The sequence below is a fragment of the Paraoerskovia sediminicola genome (assembly GCF_030296575.1).
Taxonomy (GTDB): domain Bacteria; phylum Actinomycetota; class Actinomycetes; order Actinomycetales; family Cellulomonadaceae; genus Paraoerskovia; species Paraoerskovia sediminicola.
Genome location: NZ_AP027729.1, coordinates 998,377 through 1,013,153 on the forward strand (window position 1 = coordinate 998,377; position 14,777 = coordinate 1,013,153).

Here is a 14,777-nt window from a genome sequence, read left to right on the forward strand (position 1 = left end):
GCGTCGACGGCGCGGCCCCCGAGGCGTTCGCCCCGGCCTCCGGCTTCTTCCGTGCCCGCGACGGCTGGGTGCGGACCCACGCCAACTACCCGCACCACCGCGCGCGCCTGCTGGAGGTCCTGGGGTTGCCGGACGACGCCTCACGGGACGGCGTCGCGCTCGCGGTCGAGCGACGCGCGGCCCAGGACATCGAGGACGCCGCGGTAGCCGCCGGCGCGATCGCCGTCCGCGTCCGGCACGAGGACGAGTGGCGAGGGTCGGCGACGGGCCGCGCCGCGGGACATGGACCCCGCGTGCGCACGACGGTCCGCAGCGACGTCGTCGAACCCCAGGACCACGCCCGTGCGCCCTCGGTCCCGGTCCCCGCCCAGCGCCCCCTCCGGACCACAGGCGCCACGGCCGTGACCGTCCGACCGCTCACAGGTGTCCGCGTGCTCGACCTGACCCGGGTGATCGCGGGTCCCGTCGCGACCCGTGCGCTCGCGCTGCTCGGCGCCCAGGTGCTCCGCCTCGACTCCCCTCCCTCCCCGAGATCGGGTGGCAGCACCTCGACACGGGCCAGGGCAAACGCTCCGCCCTGCTCGACCTGCGGGCCCCGGGGGCCTCGCCTCGGCGCAACGGCTGCTCGACGCGGCCGACGTCCTCGTCACCGGCTACCGACCCGGCGCCGTCGAGACGCTGGGGCTCGAGCTCCCGCCCGGGACGGTCCGCGCCCGGGTCAGCGCCTGGCGTGGGCTCGGCGTCGACCCGGGTCCCTGGGCCGGACGGCGCGGGTTCGACTCGATCGTCCAGGCTGCCTCGGGCATCGCGATGATCGAGTCGGGCGACGGCTCGACGCCCGGGGCCCTGCCCGTCCAGGCGCTCGACCACGCGACCGGCTACCTGCTCGCGGCGGCGGTGGTGGACGCGTTGACCGACCGGCGCGCGGACCGCCGGGGCCGCGACGTGGACGCGTCGCTCGCCCGGACCGCCGCGTGGCTCCTCGCGACGCAGGGCCGTCGCCCCGGGCTCGTGGGTGCGGCCGGCGGGCCGACGACCGTGCCGCCGCCGGACCGCCGCCTCACGACGTCGTGCCGGGTCGGTGCCGACGGGCCCCTGGTCACGACCGCGCGGCCGGCGCTCGCCGACGTCGACGACCACCCGTGGCCCGCGCACCCGTGGGGGACGGACGAGCCGTCCTGGCAGGACGGACCGGCAGCCGCCCAGGGCTGATCGACGGGTGCTCCGGCACACGCGCCGGTCCCGCCTGTCGGTGTGGGCGGCCTACGGCTTCTTCGACGAGAGGTACTTCGTCGAGACGTAGCCGATCTTGCCGCTCGCGGTGACGAGCGCCCACCCACCCGAAGGTGACTTCAGGTGCCGCACCGCCTTGCCCTTGGGCAGCGTGGTGATCCGCGTCGTCGACGTCGAGGGACCCTTGCGCATGCTCAACGAGCTCGCCGTGACGTACGACAACGAGGTCGACGGCTTCGTCGTCGAGAGGTACTTGGTCTCGACGAAGCCGTAGTAGCCGCTCGCGGTCACGGGCAACCACCCGCCCGAGGCGGGTCCCGTCGGCCGCACGGCTTTGCTCTTGTAGAGCACCGTCACCGTGGATGCCGACCGCGAGGCCGTCTTGCGCAGGATCAGCGTGCTCGTGGTGACGTACCGCAGCGAGGTCGCGGTCACGGTCCCCGGCTTCGTCGAGGTCAGGTACTTCGTGGAGACGTAGCCGACCGTGCTGCCGTACTTGACGCGCACCCAGCCGTTCGACGACGTCCCGATCAGGCTCACTGCCTTGCCCTTGGGGATCGCCGTGAGGATCGACCCCGACGTGCTCGCGCTCGACCTCAGGTTCAGCGAGCTCGCGGTCACGTAGCGGGTCCCGAGCGACGTGTAGGTCGGCGAGACGTAGTCCCGGTGCATCCAGCCCGTGGTGCTGCCGTACGTCACCTTGCGCCAGTAGGTGCCGGACGACGCACCCGGCTTCGCGGTCATCCGCCCGTTGACGGGGACGGTCCGCAGCACCGAGTAGGAGGTGCTCGGCCCGGACCGCAGGTTGACCTTCGCCGCCGCGTAGTAGGTGCAGGACGACGGGACGGTCCGCGTCGCGACCCTCGTCGCCCCGGCCACGAGGTCGATGCCCCGCGCCTTGAGGAAGGGCAGCGGGTCCGTCGCCGTCCCTGACGGGTAGCGCCCGCTCCAGATCTCCAGGTGCAGGTGGTTGCTGGTCGAGGTGCCGGACGAGCCGACGTCGGCGATGTGCTGGCCCTTCGAGACCTTCTGGCCGACCTTGACGTACTTGTCGCCGTCGACCATGTGCCCGTAGACCGAGGAGAACTGCACGCCGCCGACGGTGTGGTCGATGACGATCCACTGCCCGAACCCGCCGGACGTCGTGCCGGCCCGGGTGACGGTGCCGGCGGCGACCGCGTCGATGTCCGTCCCTCGAGAGGCCTCCATGTCCTGACCCAGGTGATACGTCGACGACCCCTTGACCGGCATGCAGCGCGGCCCGTAGTAGGACGACAGACCGTACGACTTCGACGGCAGCGGGTTCGCCACGGTCGCGGCGGCGGACGCCGCTCCGCCCGGGACGACCAGCGCCAGCGCGACGGCGAGCAGGACGGCGACGACGCGCACAGGTGCACGGAGCATGGGCTTCTCCTCAGGTGTCCCGGTCCGGCGGCCGGGGCGCGGCGACGGACCTGATCCGTCGACGGTAAGCGCAGCGGGTGAAGTTCGCGCGCGCTCAGATGTGGTCGAGCCGGCGCAGGATCGCTCCCTCGCGCAGCGCCCAGGGACAGATCTCGAGTTCGTCGACCGACAGCGCCCGCATGGTCTCCTCCGCGACGACGGCCCCCGCCACGATCTGGAAGGTGCGCTCGGGCGTGATACCGGGCAGCGCCGTCCGGCCCTCGCTGTCGATGCGCACGAGCCGAGGCACCCAGTCCGAGAGCTGCGAGCGGCGCATGCGCCACCGCTCGTCGGGGCCGACGACGTCGACCTGCATGCCCGCCAGGCGGGCGAGCGAGCGGAACGTCTTCGAGGTCGCGACCACGTGGTCCGGTCCCGGGAGGGCGCGCAGCGCCTGCACGGTCTCGCGGAGCGTCGAGCGCACGTGCGCCCGCAGCGCGTCGACCTGGTCGGACGACGGCGGGTCGTCCGGGAGGTGGTCCATCGTCATGCGGCCCGCACCCAGCGGCACGGAGACCGCGAGCTCGGGCTCCTCGTCGACGCCCGCGGCGATCTCGAGCGAGCCCCCGCCGATGTCGAGGGCGAGGAGCCGCCCGGCGGCCCACCCGTGCCAGCGGCGGACGGCGAGGAACGTCAGACGGGCCTCGTCCACGCCCGAGAGCACCTGGACGTCGACCCCGGCGCGCTCGCCGATCGCGGCGAGGATCTCGGGGCCGTTCGTCGCCTCCCGCAGCGCGGACGTGGCCATCGGGAGGATCTCGTCGACCCGCGACGACCGGGCGTGCGCGACGGCGCGGTCCACGGCGTCGAGCAGCGCCGAGACACCGTCGGGAGAGATCGAGCCGTCGGGCTGCAGGTAGCGCATCACGCGGACCACGGTCCGCTCCCCCGCCGCGGGCACGGGGCGGGCGCCCGGTGCCGCGTCGACGACAGCCATGTGGACGGTGTTGGACCCGATGTCCAGGACACCGAGACGGAGCACCGCGCTGCGGTCGGGGGTTGACGTCACGCGGGACAGGCTAGCGAGCGGGCAGCAGGACGGCGCGCTCGTCCGTCAGCCCGCGACCTGCTCCAGGATCGCGTCCACGTCGATCGCCGCAGGCTCCGTGCCTTCGCGCACCGCCGCGCGCACCCGCACGATCGCGCGGTGCAGCAGCGCTCCCGCGAACCGGCGCAGCGACCGCTCGTGCGCCTCTCGGTCGGCCTCGGTGCTGAACGACCGGCGGCTGCGGGCCAGCTCGGCCACGAGCTCGTCCTCGATGCGCGCACGCAGGCGCACGATCGCGCCGTCGGCCTCGCGCAGCGCCTCGCGCTCGCCGAACTCCGCGACCGCCCGGGCGACGACCTCGTGCGCGGACCGCACGCGGTCGCTCGCCTCCGACGGGGCGTTGGCGCGCACGGCCGCGAGGTCGAGCAGCAGCACGTCGTCCTCGTCGGCCACGGCCGGGTCCACGTCGTGATGCAGGGCCAGGTCGAGGACGACGAGCCCACGGGCCTCGGGGAGATCGCCCGCCCGGGCCGTTGCGCGGGCTCGCGCCTGGACGACGGCGGCGGCGTGGATCAGGTAGTCGAGCGAGTCGCCCGTGCGCGCCGCGGTGCCGGAGCAGGAGACGACGACGTCCGCGTCGCCGAGGGCCTCGATCAGGTCGTCGGCCGGCAGCACCTCGTGGGACTCGGCGAACTCGGCCGCCCGCCCGGACGCCGACCAGACCCGCACGTCGGTGCAGCCCCGTGCCCGCAGCGCGGCGACCGAGGCGCCGGCGTACGCGCCGGTGCCGACGATCACGGCCCGCGCGGCGCGCCACGGCGGCACGCTGCGCTCGGCGAGGTCGAGGGCGACGGAGACGACCGACCGCCCGTCGGCCCCGAGGTGGGTCCGCGCGGCGACGGCCTTCGACGCCCGCGAGGCGTGCTGGAAGACCCGCTCGAGCGGGGCGCTCGTCGTGCCGGCGTCGTGCGCCGTCTCGAGCGCGCGCCGCACCTGGCCGGCGATCTCCCGCTCGCCCAGGACCATCGAGTCGAGACCGGAGGCGACGTCGAAGAGGTGGCGGACGGCGTCCTGCCCCGTCCGGACCGTGAAGGCGGAGACGGCCTCGTCGAGGGTGACCCCGGAGGCCTCGGCGACCAGGCCGGCGATCTCGCGGGCCGCGTGCTCCGTCGCGAGCTCGGTGAGCCGGCCGCCGGACTCGTCGACGTCCAGGTACAGCTCGAACCGGTTGCACGTCGCGAGGGCGACGGAACCGGTGATCGCCTGGCACGTGCGCACCGCCGACCCGGCCACGGTGTGCGCGCCGGACGAGAGGACCTCCAGCGCGTCGAGGTCGAGATCGTGGTGGCTGGCCGTCATCGACATGAGCACCACAGTCCGTCGATTGAACCATCGTGCCCGGGCCGAGGCAGAATCGGTGACGTGAATCTCCCCTCTCAGCACCCGTTGGTGACCGGTCTCACGTCGAAGGCCCCGCTCGTCCGTGCGATCCACGGCGACCGGCCCGAGCGCACGCCCGTGTGGTTCATGCGCCAGGCGGGACGGTCGCTGCCCGAGTACAAGGAGGCCCGCGCGGGCGTCGGCATGCTCGACTCGTGCCTGCGCCCGGACCTGGCGTCGGAGATCACGCTGCAGCCGGTGCGCCGCCACGGCGTCGACGCGGGCATCTTCTTCTCGGACATCGTGGTCCCGCTGCGGCTCGCCGGCGTCGAGGTCGAGATCGCCTCGGGCGTCGGCCCGGTCATGGGTCAGGCGTGGCGGACGGCGGACGACGTCGCGCGGCTCGTCGACTCCGAGCTCACCGACGAGGCGCTCGCCCCGATCACGGAGGCGGTCGAGCGGACCGTCGCGGGTCTCGCCGAGATGGCGTCGGTCGACGGGCTCGACAGCGGCACCGTGACACCCTCATCGGCTTCGCCGGAGCGCCGTTCACCCTGGCCGCCTACCTCGTCGAGGGCCGACCGTCGCGCGACCACCTCGCCGCCCGCACCCTCATGCACGCCGACCCCGAGACGTGGGACCGGCTCGTCACGTGGGCCGCCGACATCACCGGAGCGTTCCTGCGCGCCCAGGTCCGCGCCGGTGCCAGCGCCGCCCAGCTCTTCGACTCCTGGGCCGGCTCGTTGTCCCGCGCCGACTACGAGCACGCCGCGGCGCCCGCGAGCGCCAGGGCGCTGTCGCACGTCCACGACCTCGGCGTGCAGGTGATCCACTTCGGCACCGGCACCGAGCACCTCCTGCGGTCCATGCGCGCGGTCGGCGCCGACGTCGTGGGGGTCGACCACCGCACCCCGCTGGACGAGGCGAGCACGATCCTCGGCGGCGACGTGCCGCTGCAGGGCAACATCGACCCGGCGTTCCTCGACGCCCCGTGGCCGGTGCTCGAGGCGCACGTGCGCGACGTCGTCGAGCGTGGCCGGGCGGCCCCGGCCCACGTGGTGAACCTGGGGCACGGTGTCCCCCCGACGACCGACCCGACCGTCCTGACCCGCGTCGTCGAGCTCGTCCACTCGCTGTGACCCCCGACCCCGACCTGCGGCGGCCCGACGCCCCGCGTGGGCCCGACGCCCCGCGCACGACCCGGGGCGGCAAGCAGATCTGGGACGTTGCGGTCGTCGGCGGCGGCGTCGCGGGGCTCGCGGCGGCGCACCGGCTCGCGCAGCGGGGCCTGCAGGTCCTGGTCCTCGAGTCCGAGCCTCGCTGCGGCGGGCCGGTCGCGGGCGCGGAGCTCACCGCCGGCGAGGACCCGAGCAACGCCAGGCGCAGGAGCACGAGTACAGGCACGAACCCCAGGACGGGTGCGGCCGAGCCCCGCCCGACCCTGTCCGTGGACGTCGGTGCGGAGTCGTTCGCCGCGCGCGGGGCCGCGGTCGCCGAGCTCGTCGCCGAGCTGGACCTCGAGGTGGTCCCGCCGTCGGGCGCCGCGGCGTGGGTCCGCGCGGCGGGCGACTCGTTCCCGCTGCCGGCGGCCGGGGTGCTCGGCATCCCGGCGCGCCCGTGGGAGCCCGACGTGCAGCGGGTCATCGGGCGCAAGGGGGTCGCGCGCGCGTCGCTGGACCGGGTGCGTCCGCGCGACGACGTCGACCTGTCGAACCTGGGGACGTTCGTCCGGTCCCGGTACGGCAAGCGCGTCGCCCAGCGTCTCGTCGCGCCCGTCGCCGCCGGGGTGCACTCGGCCCCGCTCGACGCCCTGGACGTCGACGCGGTGGCGCCCGGCCTGCTGGCCGCGTACCGGGAGACCGGGTCGCTCGGGCGTGCGGTGGAGTCCCTGCGCGCCGCGGCGCCGGCCGGGTCGGCGGTGCGGGGCGTGGTCGGCGGGATGCACACGCTGGTGTCCGCCCTCGTCGGCTCGGTCCGGACGTCGGGCGGCGAGGTCCGCACCGAGTCGGCCGTCGTCGGGGTCAGCCGCGCCGCGTCGGGCTGGTGGAAGGTCTCGGTCGCCGGCGACGCCACGGTGCGCGCGCACCGGCTCGTCGTGGCGACGCCGGGCGTGGTGGAACAGATCCTGGGTACTGCGCCCCAGCGTCCCGAGGGCACCGACATCCATCTCGCCACGCTCCTCCTGCGGGCGCCCGAGATCGACGACGCACCGCGCGGGACGGGGGTGCTCGTCGCCCCGCCGAAGCCCGGCACCCAGGTCACGAGCAGCCTCGCCGTCCTCGGCGACCACGAGCCGAGGGCGAAGGCGCTCACCCACTCGACCGCGAAGTGGCCGTGGCTCGCCGAGCGGGTCCGCCGGACGTTCGGCGAGGGGCGCCACGTCGTCCGCCTCTCGTACGGACGTCTCGGGACACCGACCCGGGCGCCGAGCGTCGAGGAGGCGCTCGCCGACGCGTCCCTGCTGCTCGGCGTCGACCTCACCGCCCGGGACGCCACGGGCGCGGGGCGCGTCGAGGCGCACGTGATGACCCGGTGGGCGGGCACCCTGCCGCCGCCGACGCCCGCGTACCGCGAGGCCGTGAAGGCGTACGTCGCGCAGGCCGACCCCGTCGAGGGGCTCGCCGTCACCGGCGGCTGGGTCGCGGGGACGGGCCTCGCCGCGGTCGTCGCGCACGCGACCGCGGCGGCCGACTCGCTCGCGTCCTGACGGCTCGTCAGTTCGACCTCACAGCGTCCGGGCGTCCAGGACTTCGACAAGTCCACCCGCGGCACGGGAGAATCGCCCGGTGACGATCCGGGTCGGGACCAGAGGCAGCACGCTCGCGACCACCCAGTCGGGTCAGGTGGCCGAGAGGCTCGCCGTCCTGACGGGGCGCGAGGTCGATCTCGTGCGCATCCGCACCGACGGCGACGTCCTGACGGGGCCGCTGAGCCAGATGGGCGGCACCGGGGTCTTCGTCACGGCGATCCGCCAGGCGCTGCTCGACGACCGGTGCGACGTCGCCGTCCACTCCCTCAAGGACCTCCCGACGACGCCCGCGCCCGGGCTGCGGGTCGTCACGCCCGCCCGCGTCGACCCGCGGGACGCGCTGTGCGCCCGCGACGGGCTGACCCTCGCGACGCTCCCGACGGGCGCGAAGGTCGGCACGGGCTCCCCGCGGCGCGCCGCCCAGCTGCGCCTCGCGCGGCCGGACCTCGAGATCGTGGATATCCGCGGCAACGTCGACACCCGCCTCGCCCGGGCGACCGGCCCGGACGCGGACCTCGACGCGGTCGTCCTCGCCGCCGCGGGCCTCGCCCGGATCGGACGCACGGCGGCCGTGACGGACCTCCTCGACCCGACCCTGCTCGTGCCCGCACCCGGGCAGGGGGCGCTCGCCGTCGAGGTCCGGGACGAGGCGTTCGACGACCCCGGCCTCGCCGAGGCGCTCGGAGCGCTCGACGACCGGTCGACGCGGCTCGCCGTGACGGCGGAGCGTGCCCTCCTGCGCCGGCTGGAGGCGGGCTGCTCGGCGCCCGTCGGTGCGCACGCGACGGTCGAGAGCGGTGCCCACGGCGACCGCCTCGTGCTCCGGTCCGTCGTGGCCCGCGTCGACGGCGGGGCTAGCGTCCGCCGCGAGGACGAGACGGACCCGGCCGGCGGGGACGACGCCGCGACGGCCCTGGGCGTCCGGGTCGCCGACGGCCTGCTCGCCGCAGGCGCCGCCGACCTGGCACCGCTGCGCGAGACCGGAGCGGGCGCATGACCGGCGGCCACCTGCGCGACCCCCGGGACACGCGCGGGCTCGCCGAGGCGCTCGACCGGGCGCGCGAGGCCCGCGCGCAGGCAACGGCGGGCGATGCGACGACCCGCGACCCGTCCCCCACCCTCACCCCGGCCCCCACCCTCGCCGGCATCACGGTCCTGGTCCCCCGCTCGCCCGAGCGCGCCGCCGGCCTGCGCGCGCTCCTCGAGGAGCGCGGCGCCACCGTTCTCGTCGAACCGGCCATCACGCGCGCACCCGTCGACGACCTCGCCCCGGTGTCGGACGCCGTCCGCCGCCTCGCGGACGGGACGTTCGCCTGGGTCGTGGTGACGAGCGTCAACGCGATCGACGAGCTCCGGGCCGCCGCGGAGCGGATCGGGACGGCGCTCGCGGACGTGCCCGCCCGGTGGGCCGCCGTCGGCCCCGCGACGGCCCGCGAGCTCGAGCGCGCAGGCGTCGAGGTCGCCCTCGTGCCGGCGGAGAACTCCGCCCGCGGCCTGCTCGACGTCTTCCCGGCCCCGGAGTCCGCCGCGCCCTCCGTGCTGGTCCCGCAGGGTGACCTCGCGGCGCCGACCCTCGCGGGCGGCCTCACCGCTGCCGGGTACCGGCCCGAGGTCGTCACGGTCTACCGCACGCTCGCGCACCCGCTCGGTCACGAGGTCCAGCAGGCCTGGCTCGGCGGCCGGGTCGACGTGGTCGTCCTGACCTCCGGCTCGGTCGCCCGCGAGGTCGCCCGCCAGCTCGGAGCGCACGGCAGCGTCGCGGGGGTCGCGATAGGGGCACCGACGGCGCGTGCCGCCGCCGAGGTGAACCTGCGCATCGACGCGACCGCCGCGACGGCGGACGACGAGGGGCTCGCCGCAGCGGTCGCGCGGGCGGTCGGCGCAACGGAGCCCGCGAGCACCCCAGACACCCCAGACACCCCAGACACCCCAGACACCCCAGACACAGTCAGCACGCCCGTCCAGCACGAGGAGCGACCATGACCGACGCACCCGGAGCCGCACGCGACGCCTACCGCCCCTACCGCCCGCACCGCCTGCGCACCACCCGCGCGATGCGCCGGCTCGTCGCCGAGACACGCCTGCACCCGGGGGACCTGGTCCTGCCGCTCTTCGTCAAGGAGGGGCTCGACGCGCCGGTCCCCATCAAGGCCATGCCCGGTCAGGTGCAGCACACCGAGGAGACCCTCGCGGACGCGGTGCGCGCCGCTGCCGACGCCGGGGTCGGCGGCGTGATGCTCTTCGGCATCCCGGCCGAGCGTGACGCGACCGGCTCGGCCGGGGACGATCCCGACGGGATCCTCCAGCGGGCCCTGCGCGCCTCGCGCGAAGTCTCGGACGAGGCTCTCGCCGCGGGCGGCACCGGGGTCGTCGTCATGGCCGACACGTGCCTCGACGAGTTCACCGACCACGGCCACTGCGGCTTGCTCGACGAGCAGGGCCGCGTCGACAACGACGCCACCCTCGAGCGCTACGCGAGCATGGCAGTCGCCCAGGCGACGGCGGGCGCGGACGTCGTCGCGCCGTCCGGCATGATGGACGGCCAGGTCGAGGTGATCCGGGAGGCGCTGGACCGCGCTGGGTTCACCGACGTGAGCGTCCTCGCCTACTCGGCGAAGTACGCGAGCGCGTTCTACGGTCCGTTCCGCGAGGCGGTGGACTCGGCGCTCCAGGGCGACCGGCGCACCTACCAGATGGACGCGGGCAACCTCCGCGAGGGCCTGCGCGAGGCCGACCTCGACCTCGCCGAGGGCGCGGACATGGTCATGGTCAAGCCCGCCGGCTCGTACCTCGACGTGCTGGCCGCGGTCGCGGAGCGCTCCGAGGTGCCGGTCGCGGCGTACCAGGTGTCGGGCGAGTACGCGATGATCGAGGCCGCGGCCGCCCACGGATGGATCGATCGGGAGGCCGCGATCGACGAGTCCGTGCTCGGCATCAAGCGCGCGGGCGCCGACGTGATCCTCACCTACTGGGCCCTCGAGATCGCGGGCCGACTGACGAAGGGACCCCGATGACCGACACGACGGGCGCGGGCGCCCAGCTCGCCGCGGCAGGTGCCGCGCTGACCTCGACCGACAACCACGACGCGTTCGTCCGGGCCCAGCGCGTGCTGCCCGGCGGCGTGAGCTCGCCCGTGCGGGCCTACGGATCCGTCGGCGGCGACCCGCGGTTCCTCGCCAGCGCGAGCGGCCCGTGGGTCACGGACGTCGAGGGCCGCGACTACGCCGACCTCGTGTGCTCGTGGGGTCCTGCTCTCCTCGGGCACGCGCACCCGGAGGTCGTCGCCGCGGTCCAGGAGGCCGCGTCGCGCGGGCTCTCGTTCGGCGCCCCCACCGTGGGCGAGGTCGAGCTGGGCGAGGAGATCCGTCGCCGCGTCCCCGCGGCCGAGCGGGTCCGGCTCGTCTCGACCGGGACCGAGGCCACCATGACGGCCGTGCGGCTCGCGCGCGGGGTCACCGGCCGGTCGCTGATCATCAAGTTCGCGGGCTGCTACCACGGGCACGTCGACTCGCTCCTGGCCGAGGCCGGCTCCGGCGTCGCGACGCTCGCCCTGCCCGGGTCGGCCGGGGTCACGGAGGCGAGCGCCGCCGAGACGTTGGTGCTCCCCTACAACGACCTCGCCGCCGTCGAGGAGGCGTTCACGGAGCGCGGGTCCGAGATCGCCGCCGTCATCACCGAGGCGAGTCCCGCCAACATGGGCGTCGTGCCCCCGCAGCCCGGGTTCAACGAGGGCCTGCGCCGCATCACCTCCGCGCACGGCGCGCTGATGATCATGGACGAGGTCCTGACCGGGTTCCGCGTCGGCCCCTCCGGCTGGTGGGGCCTCGAGAACCGCCTGCTGCTCGACGAGGGCGCGCAGCCGTCGTCCGACACCGGAGCGGTCTACACGCCCGACCTGTTCACGTTCGGCAAGGTCGTCGGAGGCGGCATGCCGGTGGCCGCCCTGGGCGGCCCGGCCGCGATCATGGACCAGCTCGCCCCGCTCGGCCCCGTCTACCAGGCCGGGACGCTCTCGGGGAACCCGGTCGCCGTGGCGGCGGGCCTCGCGACGCTCCGGCTGGCGGACGACGCGGTGTACGCACGGGTGGACGAGGTCTCGTCGGTCCTGTCGACGGCCCTGGGCGAGGCGCTCGACGCCGAGGGCGTGCCCCACGCGATCCAGCGGGCCGGTTCGCTGTTCTCGGCGTTCTTCGGCCCGGCGGCCGCGGCCGCCGGCGTGCGCGACTACGCGCAGGCCCAGGCGCAGGAGGGGTTCCGCTACAAGGCGCTGTTCCACGCGATGCTCGACGCCGGGGTGAACCTGCCCCCGTCGGTGTTCGAGGCCTGGTTCGTCAGCGCGGCGCACGACGACGCGGCGGTGAACCGGATCCTGGAGGCGCTGCCTCTCGGGGCGCGGGCCGCAGCGGCCGCCGGGCGCTGACCGTCGCGTATTTTCACACGATCGAGCCAGTTGGACACCTGTTCAACGGGTGAAGTTTGTGCGAATATGCACAGATGGCTGGACGGCACGCACACACCGACGACAGGCACCTGTCGGGTCTGAGCGGCGATGGTGGCGGCGTCGGCGTCGCGACCATCCGCGAGGCCCAGGGGGCGGCACGGACCATCCTCTCCAGGCCGCCGTTCCTGCGACCGTCGTACCGCGCGCTGACGGCCCACGACCCGCTGCCCCCGAGGGTTTCCAGGTCACCCGGGCGATACCCACGACGTCCGACATCCGGGTCGCCGGCTCCGACCCCCGGACGCGCTACGTGGTCGCGTTCATGAACCAGACCGCACGCGACGTGTCGGCGCTGTCCCCGGATCCGTGGAGCACCGAGGTCGCCGTGCTCTCCGGCGCGGTGTTCGGCGCCGCGTTCTCGTTCCGCCCGACCGGCACCCGGTTCGACGTCCTCGTCGCGACCGAGCTCGTGCGGGAGCCCGGGCCGGAGCCGTCCTGGCCCGTGGACGACGACGGGATCGAGCAGCTGATCGTCTCGGCGCTGCTGCGGCCGGGCTGCCGTCCGTCGCCGAGCGCGACCGGTACCGGGGCGCGATCCCGTGCCGGCCGCTGCGCGACTGACAGCGATGCGCCCTCGACGTACCCCGCACCCGCTCGGCCGGGGCAGACTGTTCCCATGAGCAACGACATCGCCGACGCCGTCCTCGCCCTGCCGCCGTTCTCGGGGATCTCCTACCGAGCGCTCCGCGCGACGGACGGGATGCCCCCACGCTCTTCCTGACGAACGTGGCGATCCCGAGCTCGAAGGACATCACCGAGGTCGTCGCCAACGACGGCGTGGTGGCGGTCGTCGCGTTCCTCAACCGCACGGCGCGGGACGTGTCGTCGCTCCTGGAGGGCCGCTCGAACGAGGTCGCACTCCTCCCCGGGGCGGCGTACCACGCGGTCGGCAAGTTCAGCCCGATCGGCCACGACTTCGACGTCCTCGCCGTCGAGGAGATCCTGCACGAGGACACCCAGGCGCCCGCCCCGCAGTGGCCGCACGAAGGAGCGAAGATCGCCGACCTCATCAGCGAGGCGCTCTCCGGCGACGCCGGGGAGCCGACGACGGAGGTGGGGCGGTACGTGGGCCCCCTCCCGCTGACCGCGGCGACCGCGAAGAAGAACGACGACGGCTCGGACGGCGGGCCGGACGACGACGCGGCCGACCCGGAGGCCCCGGCAGAGGGCTGATCCCGGCTCGGGTGACGGGCCTGGTAGCGGTTCTGGTGACATGACGGTGGCGACGGGCTTGCGCCCGTCGCCACCGTCATTCGCTGCTTGGTTCTTGGTACTTCGTGCTCGTCACTCCTCGACGATCTCGCCCTCGACGACCTCGCCCGGCTTCGTGCCGCCGACCGCAGGGCCGGCCGTCGCCTCGACGGGGGCGCCGAGCGTGCGCAGCTTGAGGCCGAGCACGATGAACGTGACACCGATGACGATGGCGAAGATGCCGATGAGGAGGACGATCAGGTTCGTGACGCCCTCCGGCTGGGCGAAGCAGGTGATCGACAGCGCGACCAGGAGGATCCCGACGATCAGGCTCCACACCCACGACTTGCCGGAGCCACGACGCATACCCAGGGCCAGCGTGATCTGGAAGATCCCGAGCAGCATCGCCCAGATGGCGACGAGGATCAGGACGATCCCGATGAAGACCTTGGGGAAGATCAGCAGGACCGCGCCGAAGATCACGGCGACGACACCGAGCCCCGTGTTGAACGATCCGGCGGCGGAGCCCTTGCGCCGCAGCCCGTCGATCAGGCTGACGAGCCCGTCGACGATCACGAAGATGCCGAACACCTGGACCAGCGCGGTCGCGGTCGCGTTCGGCGACACGACGGCGATGATCCCGAAGATCGCGGTGAGCACACCGCGGATCACCGGCCAGTACCAGATCTTGTGCGCCAGCTCCGCGAACGCGGCGGGGGCTGAGCGGGGAAGGTGTTGCTGGCCATGCGTGGCTCCTCGACGTCGGTCCGTGACGACCCCGCCCGTCCGGCGGGTGTGCGGCGACAGCATCATCCCGCGTGCGGGCGCGCGACACCAACACCGCGCCCGTGTCGTGGGCTGCCGACGTCCACCGCGACGACGCTCTAGGCTGGACGAGGAGCACGCCCGACGGTGGGTGCGCTCGCCGACGAGGAGGGACGAGCGATGACCACGGTGACCAAGCTCGACGTCCACGACGTGACGGGGAGCGACGGCGTCGCCCGCATCCAGTCCACGCTCAAGGCGACCGACGGCGTCGGCGACGTGATCGTCGAGATCCGCGGGGGCGGCACAGCACGCGTGACCGTGCTGTCCCACGACTCGCTCGACGCCGAGGACCTCGCACGAGTCCTGCGCGACGCCAGGTTCGACGTCGACGGGACGAGCACGACGGCCGACGCGGTGGCGGCGGAGGCCGCCGAGCAGTCCGGCGCCCGTCAGGCGGCGCACGACGAGGCCGCGCACACGTCCTGACCGTCGCCCGGTCGGCCGCCCCTGGTCGGCGGACCCGA

At 74.7% G+C, this 14,777-nt stretch carries 14 protein-coding genes and 1 pseudogene; 10 read left to right on the top strand and 5 right to left on the bottom strand.

Annotated elements, in window-relative coordinates; translation table 11 throughout:
• Nucleotides 1–140: 140 nt before the first annotated feature.
• A complete protein-coding gene (locus QUE47_RS04730) occupies nucleotides 141–338 on the bottom strand; it encodes a hypothetical protein (protein ID WP_286218779.1) in 198 nt (65 codons plus the stop codon).
• A gap of 199 nt (nucleotides 339–537) precedes the next feature.
• Between QUE47_RS04730 and QUE47_RS04735 the strand changes: the two genes are divergently transcribed.
• Nucleotides 538–1,212: a CoA transferase gene (locus QUE47_RS04735; protein ID WP_286218780.1), complete on the top strand. Its 675-nt coding sequence runs from the start codon at nucleotides 538–540 to the stop codon at nucleotides 1,210–1,212.
• 51 nt (nucleotides 1,213–1,263) lie between these two features.
• Here QUE47_RS04735 and QUE47_RS04740 read toward each other — a convergent pair whose 3' ends face one another.
• The 3 genes from QUE47_RS04740 to QUE47_RS04750 all read right to left on the bottom strand — a co-directional run bounded on the left by QUE47_RS04740 (nucleotide 1,264) and on the right by QUE47_RS04750 (nucleotide 5,029).
• Complete coding sequence (locus QUE47_RS04740) at nucleotides 1,264–2,637, bottom strand: SH3 domain-containing protein (protein WP_286218781.1); 1,374 nt, start codon at nucleotides 2,635–2,637, stop codon at nucleotides 1,264–1,266.
• A 94-nt stretch (nucleotides 2,638–2,731) separates the two neighbouring features.
• Nucleotides 2,732–3,685, bottom strand: a complete 954-nt coding sequence (locus QUE47_RS04745) for a Ppx/GppA phosphatase family protein (protein ID WP_491018453.1) — start codon at nucleotides 3,683–3,685, stop codon at nucleotides 2,732–2,734.
• 45 nt (nucleotides 3,686–3,730) lie between these two features.
• Nucleotides 3,731–5,029, bottom strand: coding sequence for a glutamyl-tRNA reductase (locus QUE47_RS04750; protein WP_286218782.1), 1,299 nt, complete (start codon nucleotides 5,027–5,029; stop codon nucleotides 3,731–3,733).
• A 57-nt stretch (nucleotides 5,030–5,086) separates the two neighbouring features.
• On the opposite strand from QUE47_RS04750, the pseudogene hemE reads away from it, so the two are divergent.
• The 8 genes and pseudogenes from hemE (at nucleotide 5,087) to QUE47_RS04790 (ending at nucleotide 13,467) form a co-directional block, all read left to right on the top strand.
• Nucleotides 5,087–6,183: pseudogene (gene hemE, locus QUE47_RS04755) on the top strand (uroporphyrinogen decarboxylase).
• Complete coding sequence (locus QUE47_RS04760) at nucleotides 6,180–7,751, top strand: protoporphyrinogen/coproporphyrinogen oxidase (protein ID WP_286218783.1); 1,572 nt, start codon at nucleotides 6,180–6,182, stop codon at nucleotides 7,749–7,751. Before hemE ends, QUE47_RS04760 begins: the two are co-directional and overlap by 4 nt.
• Nucleotides 7,752–7,830: 79 nt before the next feature.
• Nucleotides 7,831–8,790 (top strand): hydroxymethylbilane synthase, encoded by a 960-nt coding sequence (hemC, locus tag QUE47_RS04765; RefSeq protein ID WP_286218784.1) that lies wholly within the window; start codon nucleotides 7,831–7,833, stop codon nucleotides 8,788–8,790.
• Nucleotides 8,787–9,776, top strand: coding sequence for a uroporphyrinogen-III synthase (locus QUE47_RS04770; protein WP_286218785.1), 990 nt, complete (start codon nucleotides 8,787–8,789; stop codon nucleotides 9,774–9,776). Before hemC ends, QUE47_RS04770 begins: the two co-directional genes overlap by 4 nt.
• Nucleotides 9,773–10,807, top strand: coding sequence for a porphobilinogen synthase (hemB, locus tag QUE47_RS04775; protein ID WP_286218786.1), 1,035 nt, complete (start codon nucleotides 9,773–9,775; stop codon nucleotides 10,805–10,807). The genes QUE47_RS04770 and hemB overlap by 4 nt, the downstream gene beginning before the upstream one ends.
• A complete protein-coding gene (hemL, locus tag QUE47_RS04780; RefSeq protein WP_286218787.1) occupies nucleotides 10,804–12,213 on the top strand; it encodes a glutamate-1-semialdehyde 2,1-aminomutase in 1,410 nt (469 codons plus the stop codon). The genes hemB and hemL overlap by 4 nt, the downstream gene beginning before the upstream one ends.
• A 343-nt stretch (nucleotides 12,214–12,556) precedes the next feature.
• Nucleotides 12,557–13,015 (top strand): hypothetical protein, encoded by a 459-nt coding sequence (locus QUE47_RS04785; protein ID WP_286218788.1) that lies wholly within the window; start codon nucleotides 12,557–12,559, stop codon nucleotides 13,013–13,015.
• 5 nt (nucleotides 13,016–13,020) lie between these two features.
• The gene (locus tag QUE47_RS04790) at nucleotides 13,021–13,467 is read left to right on the top strand and encodes a hypothetical protein (protein WP_286218789.1); all 447 of its coding nucleotides are present in this window, start codon (nucleotides 13,021–13,023) and stop codon (nucleotides 13,465–13,467) included.
• A 111-nt stretch (nucleotides 13,468–13,578) separates the two neighbouring features.
• Here the strand turns inward: QUE47_RS04790 and QUE47_RS04795 are convergent, their stop codons facing one another.
• Nucleotides 13,579–14,298 (bottom strand): HdeD family acid-resistance protein, encoded by a 720-nt coding sequence (locus QUE47_RS04795; protein WP_286218790.1) that lies wholly within the window; start codon nucleotides 14,296–14,298, stop codon nucleotides 13,579–13,581.
• Between the two features lie 132 nt (nucleotides 14,299–14,430).
• Here QUE47_RS04795 and QUE47_RS04800 point away from each other — a divergent pair, with 132 nt between their 5' ends.
• Entirely contained in the window at nucleotides 14,431–14,739 is a 309-nt protein-coding gene (locus QUE47_RS04800) for a copper chaperone (protein WP_286218792.1), read from the top strand.
• Nucleotides 14,740–14,777: the final 38 nt, after the last annotated feature.